Genomic DNA, 26,363 nt, shown 5'->3' with positions numbered 1-26,363 from the left:
AAGTCATCAATTTGGGTTAAAGACTTTCATAAACACTCAAACATTAACACTATACTTAGTTAGTGGCATTATTTTTTTAAAAATTTTAACATCACGGGATTGGAACAGAAATGATATTTTCGCAAAATTTATTCCTGTCCTTCCCCAACTTGCATTACCTGTAGAATTTCTTTTCGAAATTCTCTGTGTTGGGGCCCCGCCAACTTGCATTGCCTGTAGAATTTCTTTTCGAATTTCTCTGTGTTGGGGCCCCGCCAACTTGCATTACCTGTAGAATTTCTTTTCGAAATTCTTTGTGTTGGGGGCCCGCCATTATAACACTGTAGGTCCTACTATATTAATTTATGTCTCGGGCTCTAACCCTAAAATACTTATAATATACCTTTATAATTTATCTCCATTTGATGCTATCACTTGTTGATACCAATAGAACGAATCTTTTTTCAAGCGTTCCATCGTGCCATGACCATCATTATCTCGATCAACATATATTAAACCATAGCGTTTCTTCATTTCACCGGTTGTAAATGAAACAATATCAATGATTCCCCACGGTGTATAACCGATTAAATCTACACCATCTTGATCAACTGCTTCTATCGCTGCTGTAATATGTGCTTTTAAATATTCAATGCGATAATCATCATGAATATGTCCATCTACCACTTCATCAACTGCACCAAAACCATTTTCCACAATAAAAAGTGGTAACTGATAACGATCATATAACACATTCAATGTATATCTTAAGCCATCTGGATCAATCGCCCAACCCCAATCACTCGTTGCGATATGCGGATTCTCCACAGAATGATTCAAACCACCGTTGACGATGTTGTTTTCAACTGTAGTATCAACATCATGTTTTACAGCCGTAGACATGTAATAACTAAAGCCAATATAATCAACCGTGCCCTGCTGTAAAATACTGTCGTCCCCTTCTTGCCATCCAACATCATATCCTTTTCGTGCCAACATTTTTTTAGCATAGCTTGGATAATAACCTCTCACTTGGACATCCGGGAAAAAGAAACGTAAGCGATTCGCAATTTGTGCTTCCATCATATCTTTCGGATGACACGAATATGGATAAATGGGTACATGTGAAATCATTGTTCCAATCTTAAACTTCGGATTAATCTCTTTACCAAGACGAACTGCTAAAGCACTGGCTAAAAGTTCATGATGTGCTACTTGATACAAGACTTCTTCAGGATTATCATTTTCTGTCAATGCTACCCCAGAATTCGTCCATAAAAAGATAGGATTTGATGTGTCCATCTGATTATTAATTTCATTAAACGTCATCCAATATGTAACTTTATCTTTATATCTTTCAAATACAACACGCGCAAAATGCACAAAATAATCGACAACTTCTCTATTTCTAAATCCACCATAATGTTTCGCTAAATGAAGTGGCATCTCAAAATGTGATAACGTCACAACAGGTTCAATACCTTGTGCAATTAATTCATCAAAGATACGATCATAAAAGGCAAGTCCTTCTTCATTTGGCACATCTTCATCCCCATTCGGAAAGATACGTGTCCACGCAATCGACGTACGTAAACATTTCAATCCCATTTCTTTAAACAAGGCAATATCTTCCTTATAACGATGATAAAAATCAATACCTTCATGATTTGGATAATAGTGATTGAGGTCTATAGATTCTGTAATCTGACGTGCTTTGCCATGTGCACCACTCGTCATAACATCAATTACACTTAACCCTTTACCACCTTTTTCATATCCACCTTCAAATTGATTTGCGGCAAGAGCGCCACCCCACATAAAATTTTGCGGTAATTTTGTCATTATTACAACACACTCCTAGTTTTTAAATATTTTAAAAATAACATCTTCAGTCGTAATGATTTCATTCATTGTCAGTTCTACTTTTCCTAAATCGGCAGAGTTGCTAATAACGACAATAACGTCAGCATTGTAGCCTTGTTGTTGTATATATTGCTGGTCGAATTGCAACAACGTTTGCCCTGCTTCAACATGATCATTTTGCTTTACAAAGCACTTGAACCCTTTACCTTCCAAGTCAACTGTATTCACGCCAATATGAATGACTATGTCCACACCGTCTTCTGATTGAATACCAACTGCATGCTTAGTTGGTACAATCATAGATATTAAACCATTGAACGGTGCGATTACTTTGGATTCTTCATGAGCTTTGATTGCTAAGCCTTCACCTACCATTTTCTCTCTAAAAATTGAATCTCTTACTTCTTTAAGTAAAATACGACGACCAGCGATTGGTGCTTTCACTAAAATTGGTGTTGTTACTTTTACTTGAGGTGTATAACTTGTATCTTGGCTATTAATATTGTCAGTATTCTCACTCTCTTCGACATTAGCATTCTTAATTAATCGCTGTAATTGCTGATACACTTCATCGACATTTCCATTTAATTTTATGACTAACTGCGCATCATTTTCTGCTACAGATGTCACATCAACTATTTGTTTCACTTCATTTGCTGTAGAAGGAATTGTATGTTGCATATGAATTGTAATGCACTTCGTATCATACGTTGCATCAACAATGTTTTCGACACCACCTACAGCTGTAAGAATGTCTTGGGCTTGTTCTTTATATTTATTGCTCATAAATATTACCCCCTCAACTTGATAGTAGAATGAAAATGTATTTACTTACCTCCAATTATAATTGTACCGGTTCAATTTGTAAACGCCGATACAATTATAATATTTTGTGCTATAATAATTACAGACAAAGTGAAACGAGGACAGAATATTGTTAAAGTATGAACATATTGCTAAGCAACTTAATGCGTTTATACATCAATCTAATTTCAAACCCGGTGATAAATTGCCAAACGTGACGCAATTAAAAGAACGTTATCAAGTAAGTAAGAGTACTATCATTAAAGCATTAGGCTTATTGGAACAAGATGGTTTGATCTATCAAGCACAAGGCAGTGGTATTTATGTGAGAAATATTGCAGATGCCAATCGTATCAACGTCTTTAAGACTAATGGTTTCTCTAAAAGTTTAGGTGAACATCGAATGACAAGTAAGGTACTTGTTTTTAAGGAGATGGCAACGCCACCTAAATCTGTACAAGATGAACTCCAATTAAATGCAGATGATACCGTCTACTATTTAGAGCGATTAAGATTCGTGGACGATGATGTTTTATGTATCGAATATTCTTATTATCATAAAGAAATCGTGAAATATTTAAATGATGATATTGCTAAGGGCTCTATCTTCGATTATTTAGAATCAAACATGAAACTTCGTATTGGTTTTTCAGATATTTTCTTTAATGTAGATAAACTCACTTCAAGTGAAGCTTCATTACTACAATTGTCTACAGGTGAACCATGTTTACGTTACCACCAGACTTTTTATACAATGACTGGCAAACCCTTTGATTCGTCTGACATCGTATTTCATTATCGTCATGCACAGTTTTATATTCCTAGTAAAAAGTAATAAATACATAAAAACGTCTATATCCCAGTTATAAACTGGAGTATAGACGTTTTTTTACGATAATAACAATGGCTCAAATTGCTATTATCTTGCTTAGGTTTTTCGTTTTAGAAGAATATTGCTACAAAGACAGGCACAACTGCTACAACAACTACACCAACTAACACTAAAGCTATACTTGCCATTGATTCTTCTACAGGTCCTAATTCTTTGGCTGGTGCTACACCTAATGTGTGACCACTTGTTCCAAGTGCTAATCCTCGGGCAATAGGGTTAGTAATTCGGAAAAGCTTCAAGAATTTATTACCTAGGGCATAAATAATGACACCATTTAAAATAACTGCTAATGATGTTAATTCTTTTATACCACCGATACCAGCTGATACTGGTAACGCAATCGCTGTAGTTGCTGCTTGAGGTAACATTGATAAAATAACATCATTGGCAAATTGTGCTAACTTCGCAAAAGTTAAAATAATTAATAACGCTACAACTGTACCGATACCAATACCTCCTATGATACGATGCCAATGTTTAACAAGCACTTCACGCTTTTTATATAACGGAATCGCAAAACAGATTGTTGCCGGTTCTAAGAAGAAGTAAATAATGTCTCCACCTATTTTGTAAGTCTTATACGGAATGCCTGTTAAATAGAGGAAGGCCACACCAAATACCATACTGACAAATAGCGGTGCGAATAAGAAGAAACGATTAGTTTTTTCAAATAATATGGTCGCTAAGAAAAATGGTATAACGGATAACAGTATTCCGAAGTAAGGTGTGTTTAGTGCTAAGTGGTTAATCATGAGCTTGTGCCTCCTCTATTTTGATCTTTTTTGTGACTTTGTCACCTTTAGATCTCGAAGTAACTTTCATAATAATTTGTGTGACATAGCCAGTACAAATAAGTAATAGTATTGTTGAGACGATTATTAGTCCAATGATTAAAAATGGTGCTTGGCTAATGACACCTAAAGAGTTAACAACTGAGATACCGGCTGGTACGAAGAGTAAGCCAATGTTATTTGTTAGTGTCGTTCCTACTTTTTCGACTTCGCCTAACTTAACAGCACCAGTACATAATAATACAAATAATAATACTAAACCGATTACTGATGCAGGCATAGGAATTGGCATAAATGATTCAATTATTTTCGATACAAAGAGTACTAAAGCAATTACAATGACTTGGTGAAAAAAGTGTGCTGGTTTTGATGCGTCTTTTTGTTGTTTCACGACCATTGCCTCCTACGTTTGATTTAACTAAAGTATAGATGGCTCACTTCGATTTGCGTGATTTTTAGTCCGAAATACAAAATATCATAGGTAAAATGCATAAAAAAAAGGATTACTGTTAAAGTAATCCTATCGACGCTTTAAAATCTTTCATAAATGAACGTCCAACTTGCATCTTGACACCATTTGTCAATATTACCATATAAGTGTAGTTAAACCATTGTTGCACTTCTTTAATGTGTTTCGTGTTAATAATATATGAACGATGAATACGTATAAAATAAGTGGGATTCAATCGTTTTTCATAACGATTCAATGGCTCTGTTGTTTCGTATTTATGATTCGTTGTATGTATGGTTGTAATACCATTATGTGTGCCAATCCCAATAATATTTTGTTGCTTTAACATGTGAATTTTATCGTCAATTTCAACAGGTAAGCTTTGATCAAAATTCGCCGACATATCATTCGCAATTGCACTTGCGTTATTATCATCTTTGGCTTTAGTCGCACGCACTTTATTGACTGCTTGTTCAATACGTTTTTGACCAAACGGTTTCAAAATATAGTCTGTCGCATTTAATTCAAATGCCTGTACTGCGTATTGGTCATGTGCAGTTGCAAAAATAATCGCAGGTGGCTCTTTCATCTTTTGAATCTTAGCTCCTAATTCGATCCCATTTTCATCCATTAAATTGACATCTAAAAATATAATGTCATATTGATTGATCAGTAGTGCTTCCAATGTTTCTTTTACATTTTCTGCCTCATTAATTTCTTCAAAACCACCAATTTCATTTAATAAATATGTTAATTCATTACGTGCTAATGGCTCATCATCTATGATTAATGCTTTCATATTTATTCCTCCTCTTGTCTTTCATAAGGAAGTACACACCAAAAAGTGGTACCGCTCGATGTCGATTCAAATTGTAATGCTGCGGATTTTCCAAATAATCCTTTTAGGCGTAAGTTTAAATTTTCTAAAGCACTACCAGTTCCAGATTCTGATTCTACAGATGTTTCTCCCAACAAATGCATTTTATCTTTAGAAATACCCTGACCATTATCTTGTACAATAATACGTACATGTGTTGCAGTTTCTTTAATCACTGACACGTCAATATCGTTACCTTGCTTTCGATTCGTAAACGCATGTTTGATGGCATTTTCAACTAAAATTTGAATTAAAAATGGTGGTACAAGCACATCGCGATATTTGTCTTCAACATTAATATTGATATTAAATCTTCCTGGATAACGTGCTTGTTCGAGTGATAAGTATGCACGCACTTGACTTAACTCTTTATCTAAAGTAATCGTATGTTGCTTTGAGCCTTGTAAATTCGCTCTGAAAAAATAACTCAATTCTAATAGTAACTCTCGTGCCTTTTCGCTATTTATTCTAACTAAAGCTGAAATCGTGTTAATTGAATTGAAGAAAAAATGTGGACTCACTTGTGCCTGTAATGACTTAATCTCAGCATCTTTCAATAACTTACTTTGCGTTTCGGCTTCACCAAGTTCAATTTGGCTACTAAAAATATTTGCCAATCCTTCTGCAAGTTGACGTTCCACAAAAGTTAAATCATTAGGGTTTGTAAAATACATCTTCAATGTACCGACGATAGAACCATGCATCTCAAGTGGTATCACGATAGCTGCTCTAAGCGGGCAATTCGGATGACTACAACCAATCTCTTCTTTAGTATGCACTTCTTTCAACTTTCCTGATTTCAATACATCTTTAGACAGACTTGTTAATATTTCATTTGTTGGTATGTGATGATCACTACCTGCACCTACATGCGATAAGATTTCATTTTTGCTTGTAATTGCTACGGCAGATACTTTCATTAAATTTTTAATAATCATCGCAATTTGCTGTGCCGATTCTCTATTCAATCCTTCTTTAAAATACGGCAATGTCTGGTTCATCAATTGCAGTACGTCATGTGTTTGAACAGCCTTCATTTGCTCTTCTTGCTTTAATGTTGAAATGATAATAGACATAAAAATCGCCGTACCAACGCTATTAACAATAATCATTGGTAGTGCAATTAATGATATGAGGTCAACCGCATATGCTTTGTCGTGGGAAAATGTTAAAATGCTCAACATTTGAATCATTTCCATAACAATTCCAATCATGGCACTTTTCGCAATACTCGGGTAACGCTTGCGTCTTTGAGCTTGTAAGCCAAAATAACCAGCAATTATACCGATAAATATAGATGAGATAAGATAAACTTGTGCATCCGCCCCACCCATATACACTCTGAAAATACCTGAAATAACGCCAACAAATAGACCTACAAAAGGGCCACCAACTAATCCTGCGACACCTATCGTTAATACACGTGTGTTAGCTAAAGATACATCATCATCTAAACGGAAGTACACACTTCCTGACAAACTATGTTGATGATCGATGACGATACCAGTTAAATTAGACATTAAGGCAAACAAACTGAAAATAATACATAATTGCCAACGTGCTTTCCATGTACGTCGACGATTCATTAAGTTTTTAAAATATGGAATATTCATCAACACATAGGCCAAAATAATAATTAAACCTACACGCTCAAGTAATAACATTGTTAGCGATAGCACGATAGCACCTCAGTGAATTATAATTATGTTTATTTTATCATAATAGTGCATGTAAAATTCATGAATAAATTATTAAAAAAACACGCTACTATTTAATTATCTATACCATTAAATTTTCATATCAATTTTTATGCTAAGTTGACCATTTTTCTTTTCAAATAATGCTGTTCATATCACTAAATTTCTGTTAAGTATAGCGAAAAACTGCTGACATTACTTTGCCAACAGTTTCTAATCGCGTTATTTATGATACTTTTTTAAATAAAACATGATTCTCTAAATGAACATGCTCATGTGTTAACACTTCAAGTGCTTTTAATCTCTGATAAACGAGTCGCCACGTACCACATGCCTCTATCGGTGGTTCATAGCTAGATGTTAAATCGCTCATTTTCACTAACAATTGTCCCGTTGCAATGTGATCAGATACTAAATCATCAATCACTGTATTAATATCGTTTACTACTTCACCTTGTTCATATTTAATTAGTTTTGGAAAATCAACATCATCTTCTTTTTGCATATGCTCTAACATGCCACTTTTAAATGTATCATATGTTTCTTTTAACTCGACTAAATATGGATGGTTAGGTCCATGTACTTTCGATAATTTCGTCACATAAGGTGTTAAATTTTTAAATTCTTCTCTAAGAGGTTCATGATATGCTGCTTGAATATATTGAATAAGTGACGAAACATTTAAAAATTTAGGGTTAAGCGAACCTGGTGTATTCGTTTGTTCAACGTCATTGAGACGCTGTAATAATTCGTTCAAATCTACATTTTTCTTTTCTAAGGATGCTGCTTCTATACTTACTTGTCCACCGCAACAAAAGTCTATACCTACGCTTCTAAAAATATCTGCTGCTTTCGGATAATCTATTACTATATCTGCTACTATGTCATTTTTATTTATCATTATAGACGACCTCCTCATTTTCAGTGTATACAATTTAATGTATATGAAAATGAAAATCAGGGAAATGTCATAATCATTTCATAAATAGCAAAATAAAACCCTCAAATTATGTTAGTTCACATAGATTTGAGGGCATTTATTATTTATTTTAGCGAGTAAGTCATATGTGCAGTGTTTAACTTAACAATATTTTTGAAGTCTCGCTTCTTAATATCTTTACTAAGTAAGATTTCCACTTCGTTTTCTGACGTTTGGCTTAACATTCCCATAATCATGTCGTCTTTTAGCACGACACTAGCCATACCTTCTTCAAATACATAACCACGATCCAGACCAGTTAAAATGATTTTGTTTTTACCTTTTAACTTCATTGAGATTGAATCCGTTAATGTAATAGCTGTAAAGTATAACGAAATGTTATTAAAGTCTTTTGTGAAATACGGTGTTAATCTATAAAAATCATTATTTAAATGAATTAATGCACTTGTTTCTGCAGTATATGCATATTTATTACGTTGATTACCAACACGCACTTCAAATACTTCCGTACCTATTTGGACTTCTAAGAAAACATCCCAAATTTTTTCTTTAGGTAAATACGCTTTAATATCTTCTAACATAATGTTAAAACGATATTGTTTATTCGCATTGACACTTAAAGGTACATACATTGTGTGCTTCTTGTTTCGTGAATGTAATTTAAGTCTGACATCATAATGTCCTTCGCCAATCATAAATTCATTTAACGTTAGCTCTGTAACAATTTTATGATTATCAAATTTAAATGCTGTCATTTTCACTTTTGGCTTAGCGATATCAATGCCTTCAAAGTATGGTTCGCCTTCATTGAATTGAATGTTTAATTTACCATCTACAATATCAAAACGGTAGTATTGACCTTGACGGTAACTTTCTTCTACAGTTCTATAGTTGTCTATATCTTTCGCTCTCGCGTAGTGCAACAATGGTCGTAATTTACTCATCACCAATGCATCTACACGTTCTGGAACTGCTTGTATAAAGTCTCCTAGAGCATTAATCCATTGTGGTTGCTCTTCAAGTTTAACTTTAAGTGAGAAGCCATTCGTACGAGAAAAACTAAAATGACGATTTAAAAATTCTGCTAAGATTTGATCTTTATGAGCTTCTTCTAAATCTGCATTTAATATTTCTACAGCAATCAATCTCATGACTTCGTAAAAGTCTTCAGGTGAAACATACGCACTACTCATATGTTCACCTTCACGCTTTGTAGCATAATAATACGCTTTATCACTTAACACACTGATTCGATTTGCATTCAAATATGCTTTCATTGTAAATAATTGATCTTCTGCACTCTTTAATTCTTCTGGAAAATAAATGTCATTATCTTTTAGTAATGCTGTTCTATAGATTTTAGTCGGGCTTAAAGTATAGATAATTCTTGAATTTAACAAAGTAACTTCAGGTGCTGTTTCTTTAAACATAGATTGTGGTACACCACGACCATTAACACCTTTCATTTTAATCAATAAGACATCTGAGTGATGTTCATCAATAAATGCTGCTGCATCCTTTAAAGTCTCTTTGTTTATATAGTCATCGGAGTCCACAAATAATACAAATTCACCTTCTGCTTGTTTTAACGCCACATTTCTAGGTTTACCTGGACCACCAGAATTTGTTTCGAGTTGACTTACTTTCAAGTTCAATTTATTGCGATACTTTTCAACTATTTGTAACGTTTGATCTGTTGAACAGTCATCAACTACAACCACTTCAAATTCAGTTTTCGGAAAATCTTGTTTCGCAAGGCTATTAAGTAATTCTGTTATATACTTTTCTGAATTGTATGTTGGAACTATTACTGAAAATTTCATCATTATACCTCTCCCACTTTGACTACTATATAAACTTAGCTACCAAATAAATTTCTGACTAAACGCTCACTTGATCGGCCATCTTGATATTTAAAATGTTTATCTAAGAATGGAATGACTTTTTCTCCTTCATAATCTTCATTGTCCAAGGCGTCCATTAATGCGTCAAATGATTGCACAATTTTACCTGGAACAAATGATTCATATGGTTCATAAAAATCACGCGTCGTAATATAATCTTCTAAATCAAATGCATAGAAAATCATTGGCTTTTTAAATACTGCATATTCATATATTAAAGATGAATAGTCACTAATTAATAAATCTGTTATGAACAGTATATCATTAACTTCTCTAAAGTCAGAAACGTCAACAAAATATTGTTTATGTTTGTCTGCAATATTAAGTCTATTTTTCACAAATGGATGCATTTTAAATAATACAACCGCGTTATTTTTTTCGCAATATCTTGCTAAACGTTCGAAATCAATTTTGAAAAATGGGTAATGTGCTGTACCATGACCACTACCTCTAAATGTTGGTGCGAAAAGAATGACTTTCTTACCTTTAATAATTGGTAATTCATCTTCCATCTCTTGTTTGATCTGTGTCGCATAAGCTTCATCAAATAGTACATCAGTACGTGGAACACCTGTAGGCACTACATTTTTCTCTTTAATACCAAATGCTTCAGCGTAGAATGGAATATCGGTTTCAGATGATACATAAGCTTTTGTATAGCTACGATGATTTAATGAATCAATAAATGGTCCACCCTTTTTACCAGTACGACTAAAGCCAACTGTTTTAAAGGCACCAACGGCATGCCATACTTGAATAACTTCTTGAGAACGTCTAAAACGCACTGTATAAATCAATGGGTGAAAGTCATCAACAAAGATGTAGTCTGCCTTCCCAAGTAAATATGGCAATCTAAACTTGTCGATGATGCCACGTCTATCTGTAATATTCGCTTTAAAAACAGTGTGAATATCATACTTTTTATCTAAATTTTGACGTAACATTTCGTTATAGATGTATTCAAAGTTTCCAGACATCGTTGGTCTAGAGTCTGATGTGAACAACACCGTATTCCCTTTTTTCAAGTGGAAAAATTTCGTCGTATTAAATATCGCTTTAAAAATAAATTGTCTTGTATTAAATGATTGTTTGCGGAAATACTTACGTAATTCTTTATATTTACGAACGATATAAATACTTTTAACTTCCGGAGTCGTTACAACAACATCAAGGACAAATTCATTAACATCGCTAGAAATTTCAGGTGTAACAGTATAAACCGTTTTCTTCGAAATGCCGCCTTTTCTAAATTCTTTTAGGTAAGTCTGCAATAAGAAATTGATTTTACCATTTTGTGTTTCTAATTCGTTGTATTCTTCTTCTTGTTCTGGCTTTAGATTTTGATATGCATCATTAATCACATCTGGGTTTAACTGTGCAATATAATCAAGTTCTTGCTCATTCACTAATAAGTACTTATCTTCAGGTAAGTAATAACCATTATCTAAGATAGCTACATTGAAACGACAAACGAATTGATTCCCATCTATTTTGACATCATTCGCCTTCATTGTACGTGTCTCAGTTAAATTTCTTAATACAAAATTACTATCTTCTAAATCTAGGTTTTCACTATGTCCTTCAACGAATAACTGAACACGTTCCCAATAGATTTTATCTATATATATCTTACTTTTAACCAACGTTAATTCATCCTTTTCTATTTACATAATCCATTTTAATACTGTTTTACCCCAAGATGTAGACAGGTCTGCTTCAAAAGCTTCTGTAAGATCATTAATTGTTGCAATTTCATATTCTTGACCTTTTAACAACGCTAATTTATCTACAATATCTGGGTATTGAATGTATAAGTCTACAACATCTTGGAAATCTTTTGAACCACTTCGACTACTACCAATCAACGTTAGTCCTTTTTCCAATACTAGACGTGTATTAACTTCTACTGGGAACTCACTTACACCTAACAGTGCAATGCTTCCTTCTGGTGAAATATAATCAATCATTTGATTTATTGCTGATTGGCTACCACGCCCACCAACGCACTCAAATGCATGATCAAATGTTAAGCCTTCAGGTATTTTATTAATAAAGAAGACATCATCAACAAATGAGAAGTGACTCAATTTATAATCTGTTTTACCAAAGACATATATTTTAGACTCTGGATATAATTTACGTAATAAAATGGCTGTAATGTAACCTAAGTTACCATCACCCCAAATACCAAATGTATTTTTATTTGAAATAGATTTCTTTTCAAAACGACGAATAGCATGCAAACTTACTGTTACAAGCTCTGTATATGAAATAATACTTAAATCAATATCATCAGGTAGTGGTACAGCTCTATCATGATTTAGCAACACAAAATCTTGCATAAACCCATCATGTCCACTTGATCTGAAGTAGCTCGATTTTAAATAGTTTTCAGCAATGACATCGTCTTTTTCTGTCGGCGTATTCGGTACCATAACTACTTTTGTACCTTTATTAAACACACCTTTACTGTCAAATACGACCTCACCAACACCTTCATGAATTAAAGACATTGGCAATTTCTGAGATAAGACATTCTCATCACGGCTACCAGTATAATATCTTTGATCGGCAGCACAAATTGACATATATAAAGGACGTACAATGACATAGTCACTGTAAATATCTACGTTGTTATACGTAACTTCAAATTGTCTAGGTGCAACTAATTGATATACTTGATTAATCATCGGCAATACCACCTCGAATAATAGCATTCGCTACTTTTAAATCGTAAGGTGTTGTTACTTTAATGTTATATAACTCACCTTTTACAAGTCGAACCGGTTTGTTTGTTTCTACAATAATCTTACAAGCATCAGATAAAATACTCTTTTGCTCATCACTCAACTGTGCATAGCTTTCTTTTAATAAATTAATATTAAACGATTGAGGTGTTTGACCTTGGTACATTTCATTACGCACTGGAATTGCATCAATCGTTTGATTATCTTTAGATGTAACAATCGTATCTATAGCATCAATCACTGTATCTACTGCACCGTACTCTAAAGCAGCTTGAATATTTTCTTTAATAATACGATGCGTTAAAAATGGTCTAACTGCATCATGTGTCACAATGACATCGTCATCGTTAATACCATTTGTTGATTCAATATGTTTAACGATATTCATAATTGTATCGTTACGATCGCTACCACCTTGAATGACTTCAATTCTTTCATCAGAAATTTTGAATTTTCTAAGTGTATCTTTCGTATGCGTCATCCATTGTTGTGGCGTCGCGATAATAATTTTTTCAAAATCATTAATTAAAATAAATTTTTCTAATGTATGGATTAAAATCGGTTTGTTGTCTAAATCTAAAAATTGTTTAGGTAAAGGTACGTTACCCATTCTTGAGCCTATACCTCCAGCTAGAATACCAGCGTATTTCATAAAATACTTCCTCCATTCAACTATATCTATATTTAATTATTTAAATTTCGTTGCATTTTCCAATTGAAAACTCATTTTAAAATCAAAACTCTAAATGTCTGTGTATTACTTAAAATTATACATATTTTGCTTATATTTTAGCATATTTTGTTTAAACCTATATTACATTATATCAGACGTTTTCATACACAAATAATAACATACAAGCAAACATTTCGTTTATTATTTATATCACTTAACTAATTAATTTATAATTTTTTATTGTTTTTAAGTTATCACTTAAAAATCGTTTGGCAAATTCGTTGTGACGCTTGTCCATCTTCTAATGAACAGAATTTTTGATAAAATACCGTTCGTGCTTCAATATACTCATTTGCAGTCTCATCGATTTGTTTTAATGCATCAATGAGTGCTGTTTGATTTTCAACAATTGGACCTGGCAACTCTTTTTTATAATCCATGTAAAAACCTCTAAGCTCATCGCCATATTTATCTAAGTCATATGCATAGAAAATTTGCGGACGCTTTAATACACCGAAGTCGAACATGACAGATGAGTAGTCGGTAACTAACGCATCGCTGATTAAGTATAAATCCGAAATGTCTTCATAATCTGAAACGTCTTTCACAAAATCATCATGTTCATCAATACGTGTCACAACTAAATAATGCATGCGTAATAAAATAACATAATCATCATCCAGCGCTTGACGCAAAGCTTCTATATCAAAGTTAACATTAAATTGATATGAACCTTCTCGAATCGCTTCATCGTCACGCCAAGTTGGCGCGTACATAATCACTTTTTTATCTAATGGAATATTTAATCTTGTCTTAATACCATTAATATATTCAGTATCATTGCGTTTATGTGATAATTTATCATTTCTTGGATAACCTGTTTCCAAAATCTTATCTCGACTAACATGAAATGCATGTTGAAATATCGATGTCGAATATGGATTAGGTGACACTAGATAATCCCACCGTTGGCTTTCTTTTTTAAAGCCATCTTGGTAATTTTGAGTATTTGTTCCTAGCATTTTAACGTTACTAATATCCAAACCAATCTTTTTTAATGGCGTGCCATGCCATGTTTGTAAGTACGTCGTTCGCGGTGATTTATATAACCAATCTGGTGTACGTGTGTTAATCATCCACGCTTTCGCTCTTGGCATCGCTAAAAACCATTTCATTGAAAACTTTGTAACATATGGTACATTGTGCTGTTGGAATATGTGTTCATATCCTTTTTTCACACCCCATATTAATTGGGCATCGCTATGTTCAGTTAAGTATTCATATAATGCTTTGGGGTTGTCGCTGTATTGTTTACCATGAAAGCTTTCAAAATAAATTAGATTCTTGTTTGGCAATTTTGATAGTAATTTAAAAGTCGTATATATACTATGTTCTATCAATTTTTTAATTGTATTTTTAATCATGTCGTACCTCCGACGTGTTTTTGTAATTATATTAATATGTATGAGCAAGCTCATTGTAACCATGCCTATTATAGCATTTCATCATAAAATACATTTAACCATTACACTTGTCGTTAATTATCATACGAAATACATGATTAATGTACCACTTTAACATAACAAAAAATCGTTATCCATTCATAACGTATGTGTTTACACATTTATGAATTAGATAACGATTGGATCGATTATTTTATTTTACAAAATGACAATTCAGTTGGAAGGTGATTGCTTTTGATTGAATCGCCTTATGCATGAAAAATCAAAAGGTTATTCTCATTGTATAGTCCTGCTTCTCATCATGACATGTTGCTCACTTCATTGTCAGAACCCTTCTTGAAAACTATGCCTTATGACTCATTTGCATGGCAAGTAATATATGCCAACATTAGCGTCTAAACAAATCTTTGACTAAACGTTCACTTGAGCGACCATCTTGATATTTAAAATGTTTATCTAAGAATGGTACAACTTTTTCAACCTCATAATCTTCAGTGTCCAAAGCATCCATTAATGCATCAAAGGATTGTACAATTTTACCTGGAACAAATGATTCATATGGTTCATAGAAATCACGCGTCGTAATGTAATCTTCTAAGTCAAATGCATAGAAAATCATCGGCTTTTTAAATACTGCATATTCATATATTAAAGATGAATAATCACTAATCAACAAGTCTGTAACAAAGAGAATATCGTTAACTTCACGATGATCTGACACATCGATAAAGTATTGTCTATGTTCACGTGAAATATTAAGTCTATTTTTTACGAACGGATGCATTTTGAATAACACAACTGCATTATGCTTCTCGCAGTATCTTGCTAAACGTTCAAAATCAATTTTAAAAAATGGATAATGTGCCGTACCGTGACCATTACCTCTAAATGTCGGTGCGAATAGAATAACTTTCTTACCTTTTATAATTGGCAATTCATCTTCCATCTCTTGTTTAATTTGTGTTGCATAAGCTTCATCAAATAGTACATCAGTACGTGGTACACCTGTTGGTACAACATTTTCTTCTCTAATTCCAAATGCTTCAGCATAAAATGGAATATCGGTTTCTGATGAAACATATGCTTTCGTGTAACTACGATGGTTTAATGAATCGATAAACGGACCACCTTTTTTACCTGTACGACTAAAGCCAACTGTTTTAAAGGCACCAACAGCATGCCACACTTGAATAATTTCTTGTGATGGTCTAAAGCGAACCGTATAAATTAATGGATGGAAATCATCAACAAAAATATAATCGGCCTTACCAAGTAAATATGGCAATCTAAACTTGTCTCTCCATTTGCGTCTATCCGTAATATTCGCCTTAAATACCGTTTTAATATCATAATCAAAATCTACTTTTTGGCGTAGTAACTCATCATATACATACTTGAAATTCCCTGATAAATTCGGACGCGAATCTGATGTGAATAATATTGTTTTGCTTCTTTTAATATGTAGTAACTTTGTAATATTAAAAATAGCTTTAAATAAGAAACTTCTACTTTCAAATGAAGCTTTATGACCTTGTTTATGAAGCCAGTGTGCACTTGTCGCAATGACCCCTGATTTCTCTTGAGGTAAGGTGATTTCAATATCAAATACAAATTCGTTAACGTCACTTGCTATTTCCGGAGTAATGGTATAGACCGTATGTTGTGATACGCCACCTTTACGGAAAACTTTAGCATCATACGCTAATAAATAGTTCACTTTTCCATTTTGTGTAGTCAGCTCATTGTATTCTTCAATTTGCTCTTCATTTAATGCCGCATAAGCTTGATCAATAATATTTGGATTAAGTTGTCCAATATACTCTAACTGGTCATGATAAACAAATAAATATTTATCCATTGGTAAATAATACCCATCGTCTAATATTGCGACGTTGAATCTACATATAAATGTATTACCGTCTATTTTCATTTCATTTGCTTCTAATGTTTTTGTTTCGGTTAAATTCCTCAGAACAAATTGTCCTGATGTTAAATCGACACCTTCACTATGTCCTTCAATATATAACTGAACACGTTCCCAGTATATGTTATCAATATGTATTGCTTGTTTCGTTTTTGTCATTGTTATTCCCCCATCGGTTTATTAAATCGTCCATTTCAATACTGTTTTTCCCCAAGATGTCGATAAATCCATTTCAAACGCTTGGACGATATCTTGCATCGTACATACATTAATTTCATGTCCTTTTAATAATGCTAACTTTTCAACTATGTCTGGGTACTTACGATATAAATCAACAACTTGCTCAAAATCTTTAGAGCCGCTTCGACTACTACCAATCAACGTTAATCCTTTTTCAAGTACTAATCGTGTATTCACTTCCACGGGTAATTCACTTACGCCTAACAAAGCAATACTGCCTTCTGGTGAAATATGTTCAACTATTTGTTGAAGTGCAACTTGACTTCCTTTACCTCCAACACATTCAAATGCATGATCAATTTTAAGATCATCTGGTATTTGATTTACTGTAAAGATGTCATCTACAAATGAAAAATGACTTAATTTATAGTCTGTCTTACCAAATACATAAATTTTAGCTTCTGGGTACAACTTACGTAGCAAAATAGCAGTAATATAACCTAAGTTACCATCACCCCAAATACCAAAGCTGTTTTTCAAAGGTATAGATTTACGTTCAAATCGTTGTATAGCATGATAACTTACTGACACTAACTCTGTGTATGAAATCGTACTCAAATCAATGTCATTAGGCAGCGGAACGATACGATCATGTGCCATCACAACGTAGTCTTGCATAAAACCATCATAACCACTAGATCTAAAATAACTAGAGGCTAAGTAATTCTCCGCGATAATATGATGTTGCTCTGTAGGTGTATTCGGCACCATTACTACTTTCGTACCTTTTTCAAATACTCCTTTACTATCGAATACAACTTCACCAACAGCTTCATGAACTAATGACATTGGCAATTTTTTGCGCAGTACATTTTCATCTCTTCGACCTGTGTAATACCTTTGATCAGCTGCACAAATAGACAAGTATAAAGGTCTTACGATGACATGATTACCATAAATATCAACATTATTATATGTGACGTCGAACTGTCTCGGTGCAACGAGTTGATATACTTGATTAATCATCGGCAATATCACCTTGAATAATGGCATTTGCTACTTTTAAATCATACGGTGTTGTCACTTTAATGTTGTATAGTTCTCCACGTACCAATTTAACTGCATGTCCAGATTCGACAATTATTTTACATGCATCTGATAAGATTTCTTTTTGTTCACTACTTAAGGCGCGATAACTATCTTGTAATAATTTAATATTAAATGATTGTGGTGTTTGGCCTTGATACATTTCATTCCTTACAGGGATACTGTGTATGTTCTGTTTATCTTTAGACATTACAATCGTATCAATTGCTTCAATGACTGTATCTACTGCACCATATTTTGCTGCTACTTCAATGTTCTCTTTAATAATACGTTGAGTTAAAAATGGTCTTACGGCATCATGAGTTACAATCACATCATCATTATTAATTCCATTTACATTGCGAATATGGTCGATAATGTTCATAATTGTTTCGTTTCGATCCGTACCACCTGCAACTACTTTGACACGTTGATCTGTAATGTTATATTTTTTTAAAATATCCTGTGTATGGGAAATCCACTGTGCTGGCGTTGCGATAATAATCTCATTAAATTCACTCACTAAAATGAACTTCTCAATTGTATGGATTAAAATCGGTTTATTATCAATATCTAAAAATTGTTTTGGTAATGGCACGTTCCCCATTCTCGAACCAATACCTCCTGCTAAAATACCTGCATAAATCATGTTGTCCTCCATTCTGTCATTACATCATTTCCATTTATACATTACTGACCTATGCCCGCACATAAGCCTAACCTATTGCTCACTTGCCTCTTTTATTAATCCAAAGATAGTTGTCACAATAGTGTGATAATTTTTTATAAAAATGTATTTTTGTAACTGACCATTCTAAGTTGTTTTGCCATGCAGTTAATCATTAACTCTGACGATATTAAATTGTTAAAGGTATTAATGTTTACTCTTTTTCAAATTCATTATTACTGCCATCATTTTACCATATATTATAATAAATTTATCTTATTAAGTGGCTGTACTTGATTTTCACTTTAAAAATTATCAAATATTGCCATCTCATTTTAAGTATACAAAATGCAAAACAACCGATTCACAAGCATATTTCACACAAGTAAACCGGCTATTTATCAACGTATATTCGAAGATGAATTATTTCGATAGTATCTGTAGACCAGACGGCATTCGCACTTTCATAGCTATAACTATACCAGCGTTTTCGTCCTCAAAGGTGCATACTAATAAATCGTAAACATGACTTTATCAAATCGTTCTTTCTTGTTAACTAATTTATCAAATGTCTCCGGGCCTTTTTCTAACGGTAAAAAATGAGAAATAATAGGCTTTACATTAATATCTTTCGTCTTCATATAATGTAAGGTTGCCGTCCACTCTTTGCCCGGAAAATTACTGGACAAACAGTTCCAAGAGCCACATACTGTCAACTCGTTACGCAGAATTTTTTCAAAATGAACGCGATCAATCTCAATATCATCATATGGTATTCCGAGTAATACCACCTCGCCACCTTTTTTAGGTAGCGTCAATATTTGACCAATCGTAACTTTAGCACCTGATGATTCTATAGCTAAATCGATTTGATTGGCGTAATGATTTTCGATGAATTTCTCAAGATTTTCTTCTTTTGAATTGATTGTTTGATGTGCGCCCAATGATGTTGCAATATCTAGTTTATGCGCATCTATATCTATAGCGATGATATGTGCAGCACCAAATATTCGTGCCCATTGAATAGCTAACAAACCTATACTGCCACACCCCATTACTGCAACAGTCATACCAGGTTGTATATTCGATTTATAAAACCCATGCGCAACAACGGCTGATGGCTCAACCATTGCTGCTTCAATGTAATCAACATTGTCTGGAACCTTTAAAACATTTTGCGCTGGCAATTTGACATATTCCGCGAACGATCCAGGTTCATATGAGCCAATGACGAATAACTTTTCACATCGTGCATATTCACCTTTCAAACAATACTCGCATTGATAACAAGGTATTGCTGGGCAACCTGTCACTTTGTCGCCCACATTAACATGCGTAACATCACTTCCAATGGCATCTACTACACCTGAAAATTCATGACCAAATGGCATACCTTTAATGTATGGCCCCATTTTTTTGTATCGTGACGTGTCTGAACCACATATGCCAGTCGCTCGTACTTTAACAATAACGTCATTCGCACTTTCAATGACTGGCTTTTCATTATCCTCATACCGTAAATCTTCTACGCCATATAATTTCAATGCTTTCACTTGTAAATCACCTCAAATTTGATTTAATTCACAACTTTTTTCTTTTTAAAAATACCTGTCGCAAAATAACCTGCAATGACGATGGAATTACTTACGAGTAAATGTTCCATATAAAAATCAGTGATTTGTCTTAATGGCCCAAGCATAAAAGTTAGCATTGATTCTACCATATTAATTCACTCCTTCATTTTCATCTAAATCGAGCGGCTTAAGTAATGCTTTAATACCTTCGCCAGATTTTAAATGTTGATACGCCTCGTCCCATTTCGAAATATCATATATTTTTGTCACCAAAGCTTCAGCATTTACTAAACCATCCGCCATAAGTTGCAATGAAGGTTCCCAATCTGCTGGCTTTTGACTTCTACTACCAACAACTGTTATTTCTTTTTGAATCACTTTTTCCATATCAAATGGAATTTCAGCATCCTTAAAAATACCTATTTGACTGTAGAAACCTTTTTTGCGTATAATATCTAAACCTTGTCGTGCTGCTGGAACTGCACCTGAACATTCAACAACAACATCTGCACCGTAACCGTCTGTAATTCCATTGATATACGTTTTTAAGTCTGTTTGTTGTAAATTGACTACATAATCCATGTGCAATGCTTCTGCTTTATCTAATCTGACTTTGTCATTGTCCAATCCAGTTACCACAACAGTTGCGCCTTTACTTTTCAACACTTGTGCTACAAGTAATCCGATTGGCCCAGGTCCCATTACAACTGCTACATCGCCAGAGTTCACTTGAATCTTAGAAACGCCATGATGTGCACATGCTAATGGTTCTGTCATAGCTGCAGACTGATACGATACTTCGTCTGGAATATGATGCAAACTTTCTTCACGTGCAATGACATAATTAGTAAATGCGCCATCAACTTGTGTTCCAATACCTTTTCGATGGTTGCATAAATTATAGTCTTTTGATTTACAGTATTCACACTCATTACAAACATAGAATGTAGTTTCAGAAGTGACACGGTCACCAACTTTAAAATCTTTAACGTCTGCTCCAACTTCAACGATTTCACCAGAAAATTCATGACCTAATGTCACTGGAAAATTAACTTTATAATGCCCTTCATAAGTATGAATGTCTGTGCCACAAATTCCTGCATAATGTACTTTAATCTTTACTTTATCATCTAGCGGTGTTGCAACTTCTTTATCAAGAAGTTCTAAGTTGCCATGTCCTTCTCTTGTTTTTACTAAAGCTTTCACCACAAACACCTCGATTTTTAATTGAATAGACTAAATAGTTTAAAGATAAGATAGTTAACGATATTACCACCTTGATCAATACTTGAAATTTCAGATGAACCTTTTGGCATTTGTACATTCGTACCTTTCGCCATATCTGTGAAAATGGGTGCTACGTCTGTTGCAATATATAATGAAATTGCAATCATAATCGTACCCACAATGACAGAATGAATAATGTTTCCTCTTGCTGCACCAACAATAAACGCGACAACAAATGGTATAGTTGCTAAGTCACCAAAAGGTAGTACTTGGTTTCCTGGTAAAATAACGGCTAATAAAACAGTGATAGGTACTAAAATTAATGCTGTCGAAATAACCGCTGGATGACCTAATGCTACAGCCGCATCCAATCCAATATAAATTTCACGTTCGCCAAAACGTTTATTTAGCCATGTTCTTGCAGACTCTGAAACTGGCATTAAACCTTCCATTAAGATTTTTACCATTCTAGGCATTAATACCATTACTGCAGCCATTGACATTCCTAAATTAATGATGTCTCCAGGTTTGTAACCTGCTAACACACCAATACCTAAACCTAAAATTAAGCCGACAAATATAGACTCTCCAAATGCGCCAAAACGTTTTTGAATTGTTTCAGGATCAGCATCTAACTTATTCAGACCGGGTACTTTTTGTAACAATTTAACTAAGTAAATACCTGGTGCATAAGAAATCGTGCTTCCTGTCGCAATCGATACACCTGGTAAATCAAAGAACTCACTCATCATCGGTGCTGTCCAATCTGCTACTTTCAAACAGATAACTTGGAAAATAACTGCTGCTAATAACGCTTGCCAAATACTGCCTGATACGGCATAAACCATTGCTGCTGTAAACGTATAATGCCAAAAATTCCAAATATCTACATTCATCGTCTTTGTCACTTTAGTTACTAGCAATACAACGTTAACTATGATTCCGAGTGGAATAATAAATGCTGCGACAGATGATGCCCAAGCGATAGATGATGTTGCTGGCCAACCTACATCAATCACATTCAGACTGACGCCTAAATTTTTAACCATCGCTTGTGCTGCTGGCCCTAAATTTTTAACTAATAAATCGATGACTAAGAAAATCCCTACAAAAGCCACACCTATTGTTAAACCAGACCTAAATGCCGCTCCAATTTTCTGCCTAAAGAATAGGCCAAGCAAGAATATGACAACCGGTAAAATAACAGTTGCACCTAAATCTAAAAATCCCCTTACAAAATCAGTGAAGTAACTCATATTTAAACCCTCCCTGTTATATATGCATTGTCACGATACTTTCCGATTGTGATTACATTTGACGTTACGGTCATTTCAACGACAACCCTTGCTACATTCGACTGCAGTCCCTTTGAATTACAGTCACTGCGTTTCTATGTCATCAACAATCATTTGTCGTGATAGTCATTTATATGCAATTTGCATATATTTATATGTTATTGACCCACGTTACATATCAATTCCGTTATTTTTGTAACTCTGTTAAGATTTGTTGTTTTGTTTCTTCAATACCAATACCAGTTAAGAAATTACGTGCGTTGATAACTGGGAATTTATATTCTTTCTTTGTCATTGCAGTTGTAACTAATAAATCTGCAGTGTCTTCATAAGGTCCAACTTCTGTAATTTTGATTTGTTTAATATCTACTTTAATATTGTGTTCCTTTGCCATTTCCTCAATTGCATTATTTACTACTGTTGACGTTGCAATACCTGCACCACACGCTACTAATACTTGTTTCATTTTCAATTCCTCCAATTAATTTTTAGTTATATTCCAAATAATCATTGATTAGTGTTGCTAAAATCGTTTCATCTTTCGTTCGCAGAATCTGCTCCAATTTTTCTTCACTTTGAAAAATTTGCATCAACTGTTGTAACAACTTAAGTTGATCATCTACTTTATCCATCGCTAACATAAAAACGATTTTCACTTCTGTCTGTTGATCAAGTGTTCCCATTTCAATAAACGGCACCTCTTTTTCTAGAACAGCCACACCTATCGTTCTATGGTTAATATGTTCGACATCTGTATGCGGTATAGCGACCGAACATAGATGTGTTGGTAAACCAGTAGCAAATTCTTTTTCTCTGTCGATGACTGCATCTTTAAACGTTGACTTCACGAACCCATTTTGAAATAACACATCTGACATTTGTGACAATACGGATTCTTTATCAGTTGCCGACAAATTGAGCATTATATTTTCTTTATGCACTAATTGCTGTCCCATCCATTTTCCCTCGCTTCTTTATTTGAATAATTTTTTAAAATCTCATTTACATCAGAATTTTTGCGACTTTGTATGATGCGCTTAATTGCGTCATTGTCTTGCGCCACATCTCTCAATTGTAGTAACGCTCTTAAGTGTGTCACTTTATCAACAGCAGCAATAGGTACAATAATATGGATTGCTGTGCCATCTGACATGTATATTGGTTCTTGTAATATCAACATACTCATCGCTGTTTTATGTACATGCTTTTCAGAGTATGCATGTGGAATAGCAATATTTTGCATGATAACCATATACGAATCATCAAATACCTGTTGCATCTCATGAATATATTTAATATCAATAAAATGATTAGCAACTAACACATCACTTGCTTTAGCAATAGCTTCATCAATATTTTCAACATGATGCATTCTTTTCACGTGCCTTGCCGGTATCAAGTCAGCTAAATCTAATGTCTTATTTTGTGTGACAATCGATCCATTAATGGTTGAAATTGAATTATAATTGGCAATAAAATCTTCTAAACCATCACGTAGTTCTGTAATGTCATTAACTGTCGTTGTGCGTTCAATTAATGCCATTAACTTGTTTATTTCCTTATCAATGTCAGCCGATTCCTTATTAATGTACTTCATCACTTCTTTACGTAACTTTCGTTGCTCATTTTCAGATAAAGCTACTTTTGTGATAAATAATTTTTTATGTGTTAGGACAAACATTGGTGAAAAGACGATGTCATAATCTAATGTGTAATTTTCAAATGTTCTAAGTGAAATCGCATCTAAGAAAATAATTTCTGGAAATAAGTTTCGCAACTCGTATAACATCATTTGTGATACTGACGTGCCTTGTGTACACACGATAATAGCTTTTATCTTGCCATCGAAGTTTTCATCTTGACGTCTCAAACTACCTCCGAACAACATGGTTAAATATGCTATTTCATTATCAGGCAACGATTTTCCGAAATATTCAGTTAACGATTGACATGATTGTTTCACCATATGAAATAAGGATTGATAATTTCCTTGTAAAGGATTTATTAATTCATCACGATCCGTTAAGTTATATTTAATCCTATAAAAAGCAGGCGTTAAATGTAACAAGAGTTGCTGTGATAATTTCTCCTTATCTTCAATGTTAATAAAAGTGATTTGTTCAAAATGGTGAATCATTTGAGCGATGGCCATCGTTAAATTCGATATGTTATCTGATTCCTGCAAATCAGTCCATTGCACACTTGTTGAAAGTAAGTGTAATGTCAAATATAACTTTTCCGCTTCTGGCAAATCAGGCTCATGTTGCGTCATAATCTCCGTTGCTTGATATTCTTTCGTATCCCTCAAATACTGATAATTAATATTTAATGGATTCATCACATGACCACTTTGAATTCGTCTACGAATCACACAAAGGACATAAGGCAATGAACTAAGTGATTTGTCTATAAAGCGACTCTTCAAAAATTGTTCTACCTGTTTGATCTTGTCTTTTTGATATGCGATATCTTCGAATGTTAAGTTGAGCGCCTTTAAAACTTCACTTTTAGTAATATCATGATTCAACCTTTGATCAATCAACTTAATGAAGAAACGGCGAACTTCAAATTCATCACCAACAATTTCATAACCATGCTTTCGAGAATACTTAAGTGACAAACCATGATCTTCCAATTGCTCTTTCACATGATTTATATCGTGAATGACAGTATTTTTACTGACTTGTAAATCAATTGAAAAATGGTTTAGAGACATTGCATTTTCCTTACTAAAAAGCATGAGCATTAAATAATAACGACGTGTTTCTATGCTAAAAATGACATTGTTGCCGTTTAACATTTGCTGCTCCGATACATCTCGCTTGAATAACGTCATGATTTCAGAACTTACAATAAAATTTCCTTGGCTTGTTCTTTCAAGTTTTGGATAACCCTCTTGTTCAAGCCACAAATTGATTTTTTGAATGCGATATCCTAGTTGTCTACGAGACAAACCAAATATCGATTCAAGTTCTTTACCATGAATAGTAGGATTCAATACAATTTCTCTGAGTATTTGCTGATTATCCCCGTTCATGTTCGATCCTCCTTTGAGCATCTGAGCTCAATTTATCATCAATCGTCACACCGATGTACACACTTTGAACACATATTTCCAAAATGAGCATGTACATCATTGTGATGTTTTAACAACATTTCAATTATATCTATATTTTTTGTGATTTTAATCTTTTAAAATAAAGCAATTGAAATTTTTACATATATTTTTGTGTTTTATGTTTTTTGAAGCATTTTTAACATACATATCTCAATCATTATCAAATTGTCATGACCAATGTAATCCACTATAAAAACCCTAAGGACGCTTA

General features: G+C 33.7%; 23 protein-coding genes and 1 pseudogene. 1 reads left to right on the top strand and 23 read right to left on the bottom strand.

The window, feature by feature from the left end:
* Positions 1-384: 384 nt before the first annotated feature.
* Both NSS86_RS13670 and NSS86_RS13665 read right to left on the bottom strand, forming a co-directional pair.
* Entirely contained in the window at positions 385-1,821 is a 1,437-nt protein-coding gene (locus NSS86_RS13670) for a 6-phospho-beta-glucosidase (RefSeq protein WP_000164003.1), read from the bottom strand.
* 15 nt (positions 1,822-1,836) lie between these two features.
* Positions 1,837-2,628: a glucose PTS transporter subunit IIA gene (locus NSS86_RS13665; protein WP_000066931.1), complete on the bottom strand. Its 792-nt coding sequence runs from the start codon at positions 2,626-2,628 to the stop codon at positions 1,837-1,839.
* A 148-nt stretch (positions 2,629-2,776) separates the two neighbouring features.
* Here NSS86_RS13665 and NSS86_RS13660 point away from each other — a divergent pair, with 148 nt between their 5' ends.
* Positions 2,777-3,481, top strand: coding sequence for a GntR family transcriptional regulator (locus NSS86_RS13660; protein ID WP_000922320.1), 705 nt, complete (start codon positions 2,777-2,779; stop codon positions 3,479-3,481).
* Between the two features lie 107 nt (positions 3,482-3,588).
* Here the strand turns inward: NSS86_RS13660 and lrgB are convergent, their stop codons facing one another.
* The 21 genes and pseudogenes from lrgB to NSS86_RS13555 form a co-directional block, all read right to left on the bottom strand.
* Entirely contained in the window at positions 3,589-4,290 is a 702-nt protein-coding gene (lrgB, locus tag NSS86_RS13655) for an antiholin-like protein LrgB (protein WP_000607067.1), read from the bottom strand.
* Positions 4,283-4,726, bottom strand: coding sequence for an antiholin-like murein hydrolase modulator LrgA (lrgA, locus tag NSS86_RS13650; RefSeq protein ID WP_001792906.1), 444 nt, complete (start codon positions 4,724-4,726; stop codon positions 4,283-4,285). The genes lrgB and lrgA overlap by 8 nt, the downstream gene beginning before the upstream one ends.
* Positions 4,727-4,838: 112 nt before the next feature.
* Positions 4,839-5,579, bottom strand: a complete 741-nt coding sequence (locus NSS86_RS13645) for a response regulator transcription factor LytR (protein WP_000645452.1) — start codon at positions 5,577-5,579, stop codon at positions 4,839-4,841.
* Positions 5,580-5,581: 2 nt separating this feature from the next.
* Positions 5,582-7,336, bottom strand: coding sequence for a sensor histidine kinase (locus NSS86_RS13640; RefSeq protein WP_000950281.1), 1,755 nt, complete (start codon positions 7,334-7,336; stop codon positions 5,582-5,584).
* Positions 7,337-7,580: 244 nt separating this feature from the next.
* Positions 7,581-8,255, bottom strand: a complete 675-nt coding sequence (scdA, locus tag NSS86_RS13635) for an iron-sulfur cluster repair di-iron protein ScdA (RefSeq protein ID WP_000608818.1) — start codon at positions 8,253-8,255, stop codon at positions 7,581-7,583.
* A 143-nt stretch (positions 8,256-8,398) separates the two neighbouring features.
* On the bottom strand, positions 8,399-10,120 hold the full coding sequence (gene tarS / locus NSS86_RS13630) for a poly(ribitol-phosphate) beta-N-acetylglucosaminyltransferase (protein ID WP_000975351.1): 1,722 nt from the start codon (positions 10,118-10,120) through the stop codon (positions 8,399-8,401).
* Between the two features lie 32 nt (positions 10,121-10,152).
* Entirely contained in the window at positions 10,153-11,841 is a 1,689-nt protein-coding gene (gene tarL / locus NSS86_RS13625; RefSeq protein WP_000240920.1) for a teichoic acid ribitol-phosphate polymerase TarL, read from the bottom strand.
* 21 nt (positions 11,842-11,862) lie between these two features.
* Positions 11,863-12,888, bottom strand: a complete 1,026-nt coding sequence (locus tag NSS86_RS13620) for a ribitol-5-phosphate dehydrogenase (protein ID WP_000610204.1) — start codon at positions 12,886-12,888, stop codon at positions 11,863-11,865.
* A complete protein-coding gene (locus tag NSS86_RS13615; protein WP_000872486.1) occupies positions 12,881-13,597 on the bottom strand; it encodes a D-ribitol-5-phosphate cytidylyltransferase in 717 nt (238 codons plus the stop codon). The genes NSS86_RS13620 and NSS86_RS13615 overlap by 8 nt, the downstream gene beginning before the upstream one ends.
* Before the next feature lie 275 nt (positions 13,598-13,872).
* Entirely contained in the window at positions 13,873-15,042 is a 1,170-nt protein-coding gene (gene tarF / locus NSS86_RS13610) for a teichoic acid glycerol-phosphate transferase TarF (RefSeq protein ID WP_000594811.1), read from the bottom strand.
* 427 nt (positions 15,043-15,469) lie between these two features.
* Positions 15,470-17,164: a teichoic acid ribitol-phosphate polymerase TarK gene (gene tarK, locus NSS86_RS13605; protein ID WP_000167979.1), complete on the bottom strand. Its 1,695-nt coding sequence runs from the start codon at positions 17,162-17,164 to the stop codon at positions 15,470-15,472.
* 21 nt (positions 17,165-17,185) lie between these two features.
* Positions 17,186-18,211, bottom strand: coding sequence for an alcohol dehydrogenase catalytic domain-containing protein (locus NSS86_RS13600; protein WP_000610180.1), 1,026 nt, complete (start codon positions 18,209-18,211; stop codon positions 17,186-17,188).
* Complete coding sequence (locus tag NSS86_RS13595) at positions 18,204-18,920, bottom strand: 2-C-methyl-D-erythritol 4-phosphate cytidylyltransferase (RefSeq protein ID WP_000638475.1); 717 nt, start codon at positions 18,918-18,920, stop codon at positions 18,204-18,206. Before NSS86_RS13595 ends, NSS86_RS13600 begins: the two co-directional genes overlap by 8 nt.
* A gap of 527 nt (positions 18,921-19,447) precedes the next feature.
* Positions 19,448-20,491 carry a galactitol-1-phosphate 5-dehydrogenase gene (locus NSS86_RS13590; protein ID WP_000645608.1) on the bottom strand — a complete coding sequence of 348 codons (1,044 nt, stop codon included), beginning with the start codon at positions 20,489-20,491 and terminating at the stop codon, positions 19,448-19,450.
* Positions 20,492-20,514: 23 nt separating this feature from the next.
* A complete protein-coding gene (locus NSS86_RS13585; protein WP_000230358.1) occupies positions 20,515-20,661 on the bottom strand; it encodes a hypothetical protein in 147 nt (48 codons plus the stop codon).
* 1 nt (position 20,662) lies between these two features.
* Positions 20,663-21,718 (bottom strand): zinc-binding dehydrogenase, encoded by a 1,056-nt coding sequence (locus NSS86_RS13580; protein WP_000646202.1) that lies wholly within the window; start codon positions 21,716-21,718, stop codon positions 20,663-20,665.
* A gap of 17 nt (positions 21,719-21,735) precedes the next feature.
* A complete protein-coding gene (locus NSS86_RS13575; protein WP_000120109.1) occupies positions 21,736-22,995 on the bottom strand; it encodes a PTS galactitol transporter subunit IIC in 1,260 nt (419 codons plus the stop codon).
* Between the two features lie 226 nt (positions 22,996-23,221).
* Positions 23,222-23,500: a PTS sugar transporter subunit IIB gene (locus tag NSS86_RS13570; protein ID WP_000815795.1), complete on the bottom strand. Its 279-nt coding sequence runs from the start codon at positions 23,498-23,500 to the stop codon at positions 23,222-23,224.
* 22 nt (positions 23,501-23,522) lie between these two features.
* Positions 23,523-23,990 (bottom strand): PTS sugar transporter subunit IIA, encoded by a 468-nt coding sequence (locus NSS86_RS13565; protein ID WP_000531476.1) that lies wholly within the window; start codon positions 23,988-23,990, stop codon positions 23,523-23,525.
* The gene (locus NSS86_RS13560; protein WP_001012737.1) at positions 23,975-26,071 is read right to left on the bottom strand and encodes a BglG family transcription antiterminator; all 2,097 of its coding nucleotides are present in this window, start codon (positions 26,069-26,071) and stop codon (positions 23,975-23,977) included. Before NSS86_RS13560 ends, NSS86_RS13565 begins: the two co-directional genes overlap by 16 nt.
* 130 nt (positions 26,072-26,201) lie before the next feature.
* A pseudogene (locus NSS86_RS13555) lies at positions 26,202-26,299 on the bottom strand (hypothetical protein).
* Positions 26,300-26,363 lie beyond the last annotated feature (64 nt).

The sequence above is a fragment of the Staphylococcus sp. FSL W8-0056 genome, from assembly GCF_037963075.1.
In the GTDB taxonomy this organism is placed as follows: domain Bacteria; phylum Bacillota; class Bacilli; order Staphylococcales; family Staphylococcaceae; genus Staphylococcus; species Staphylococcus aureus.
Note: the sequence above shows the minus strand (reverse complement) of the source record. Positions and strands in the feature narration are given on the sequence as shown.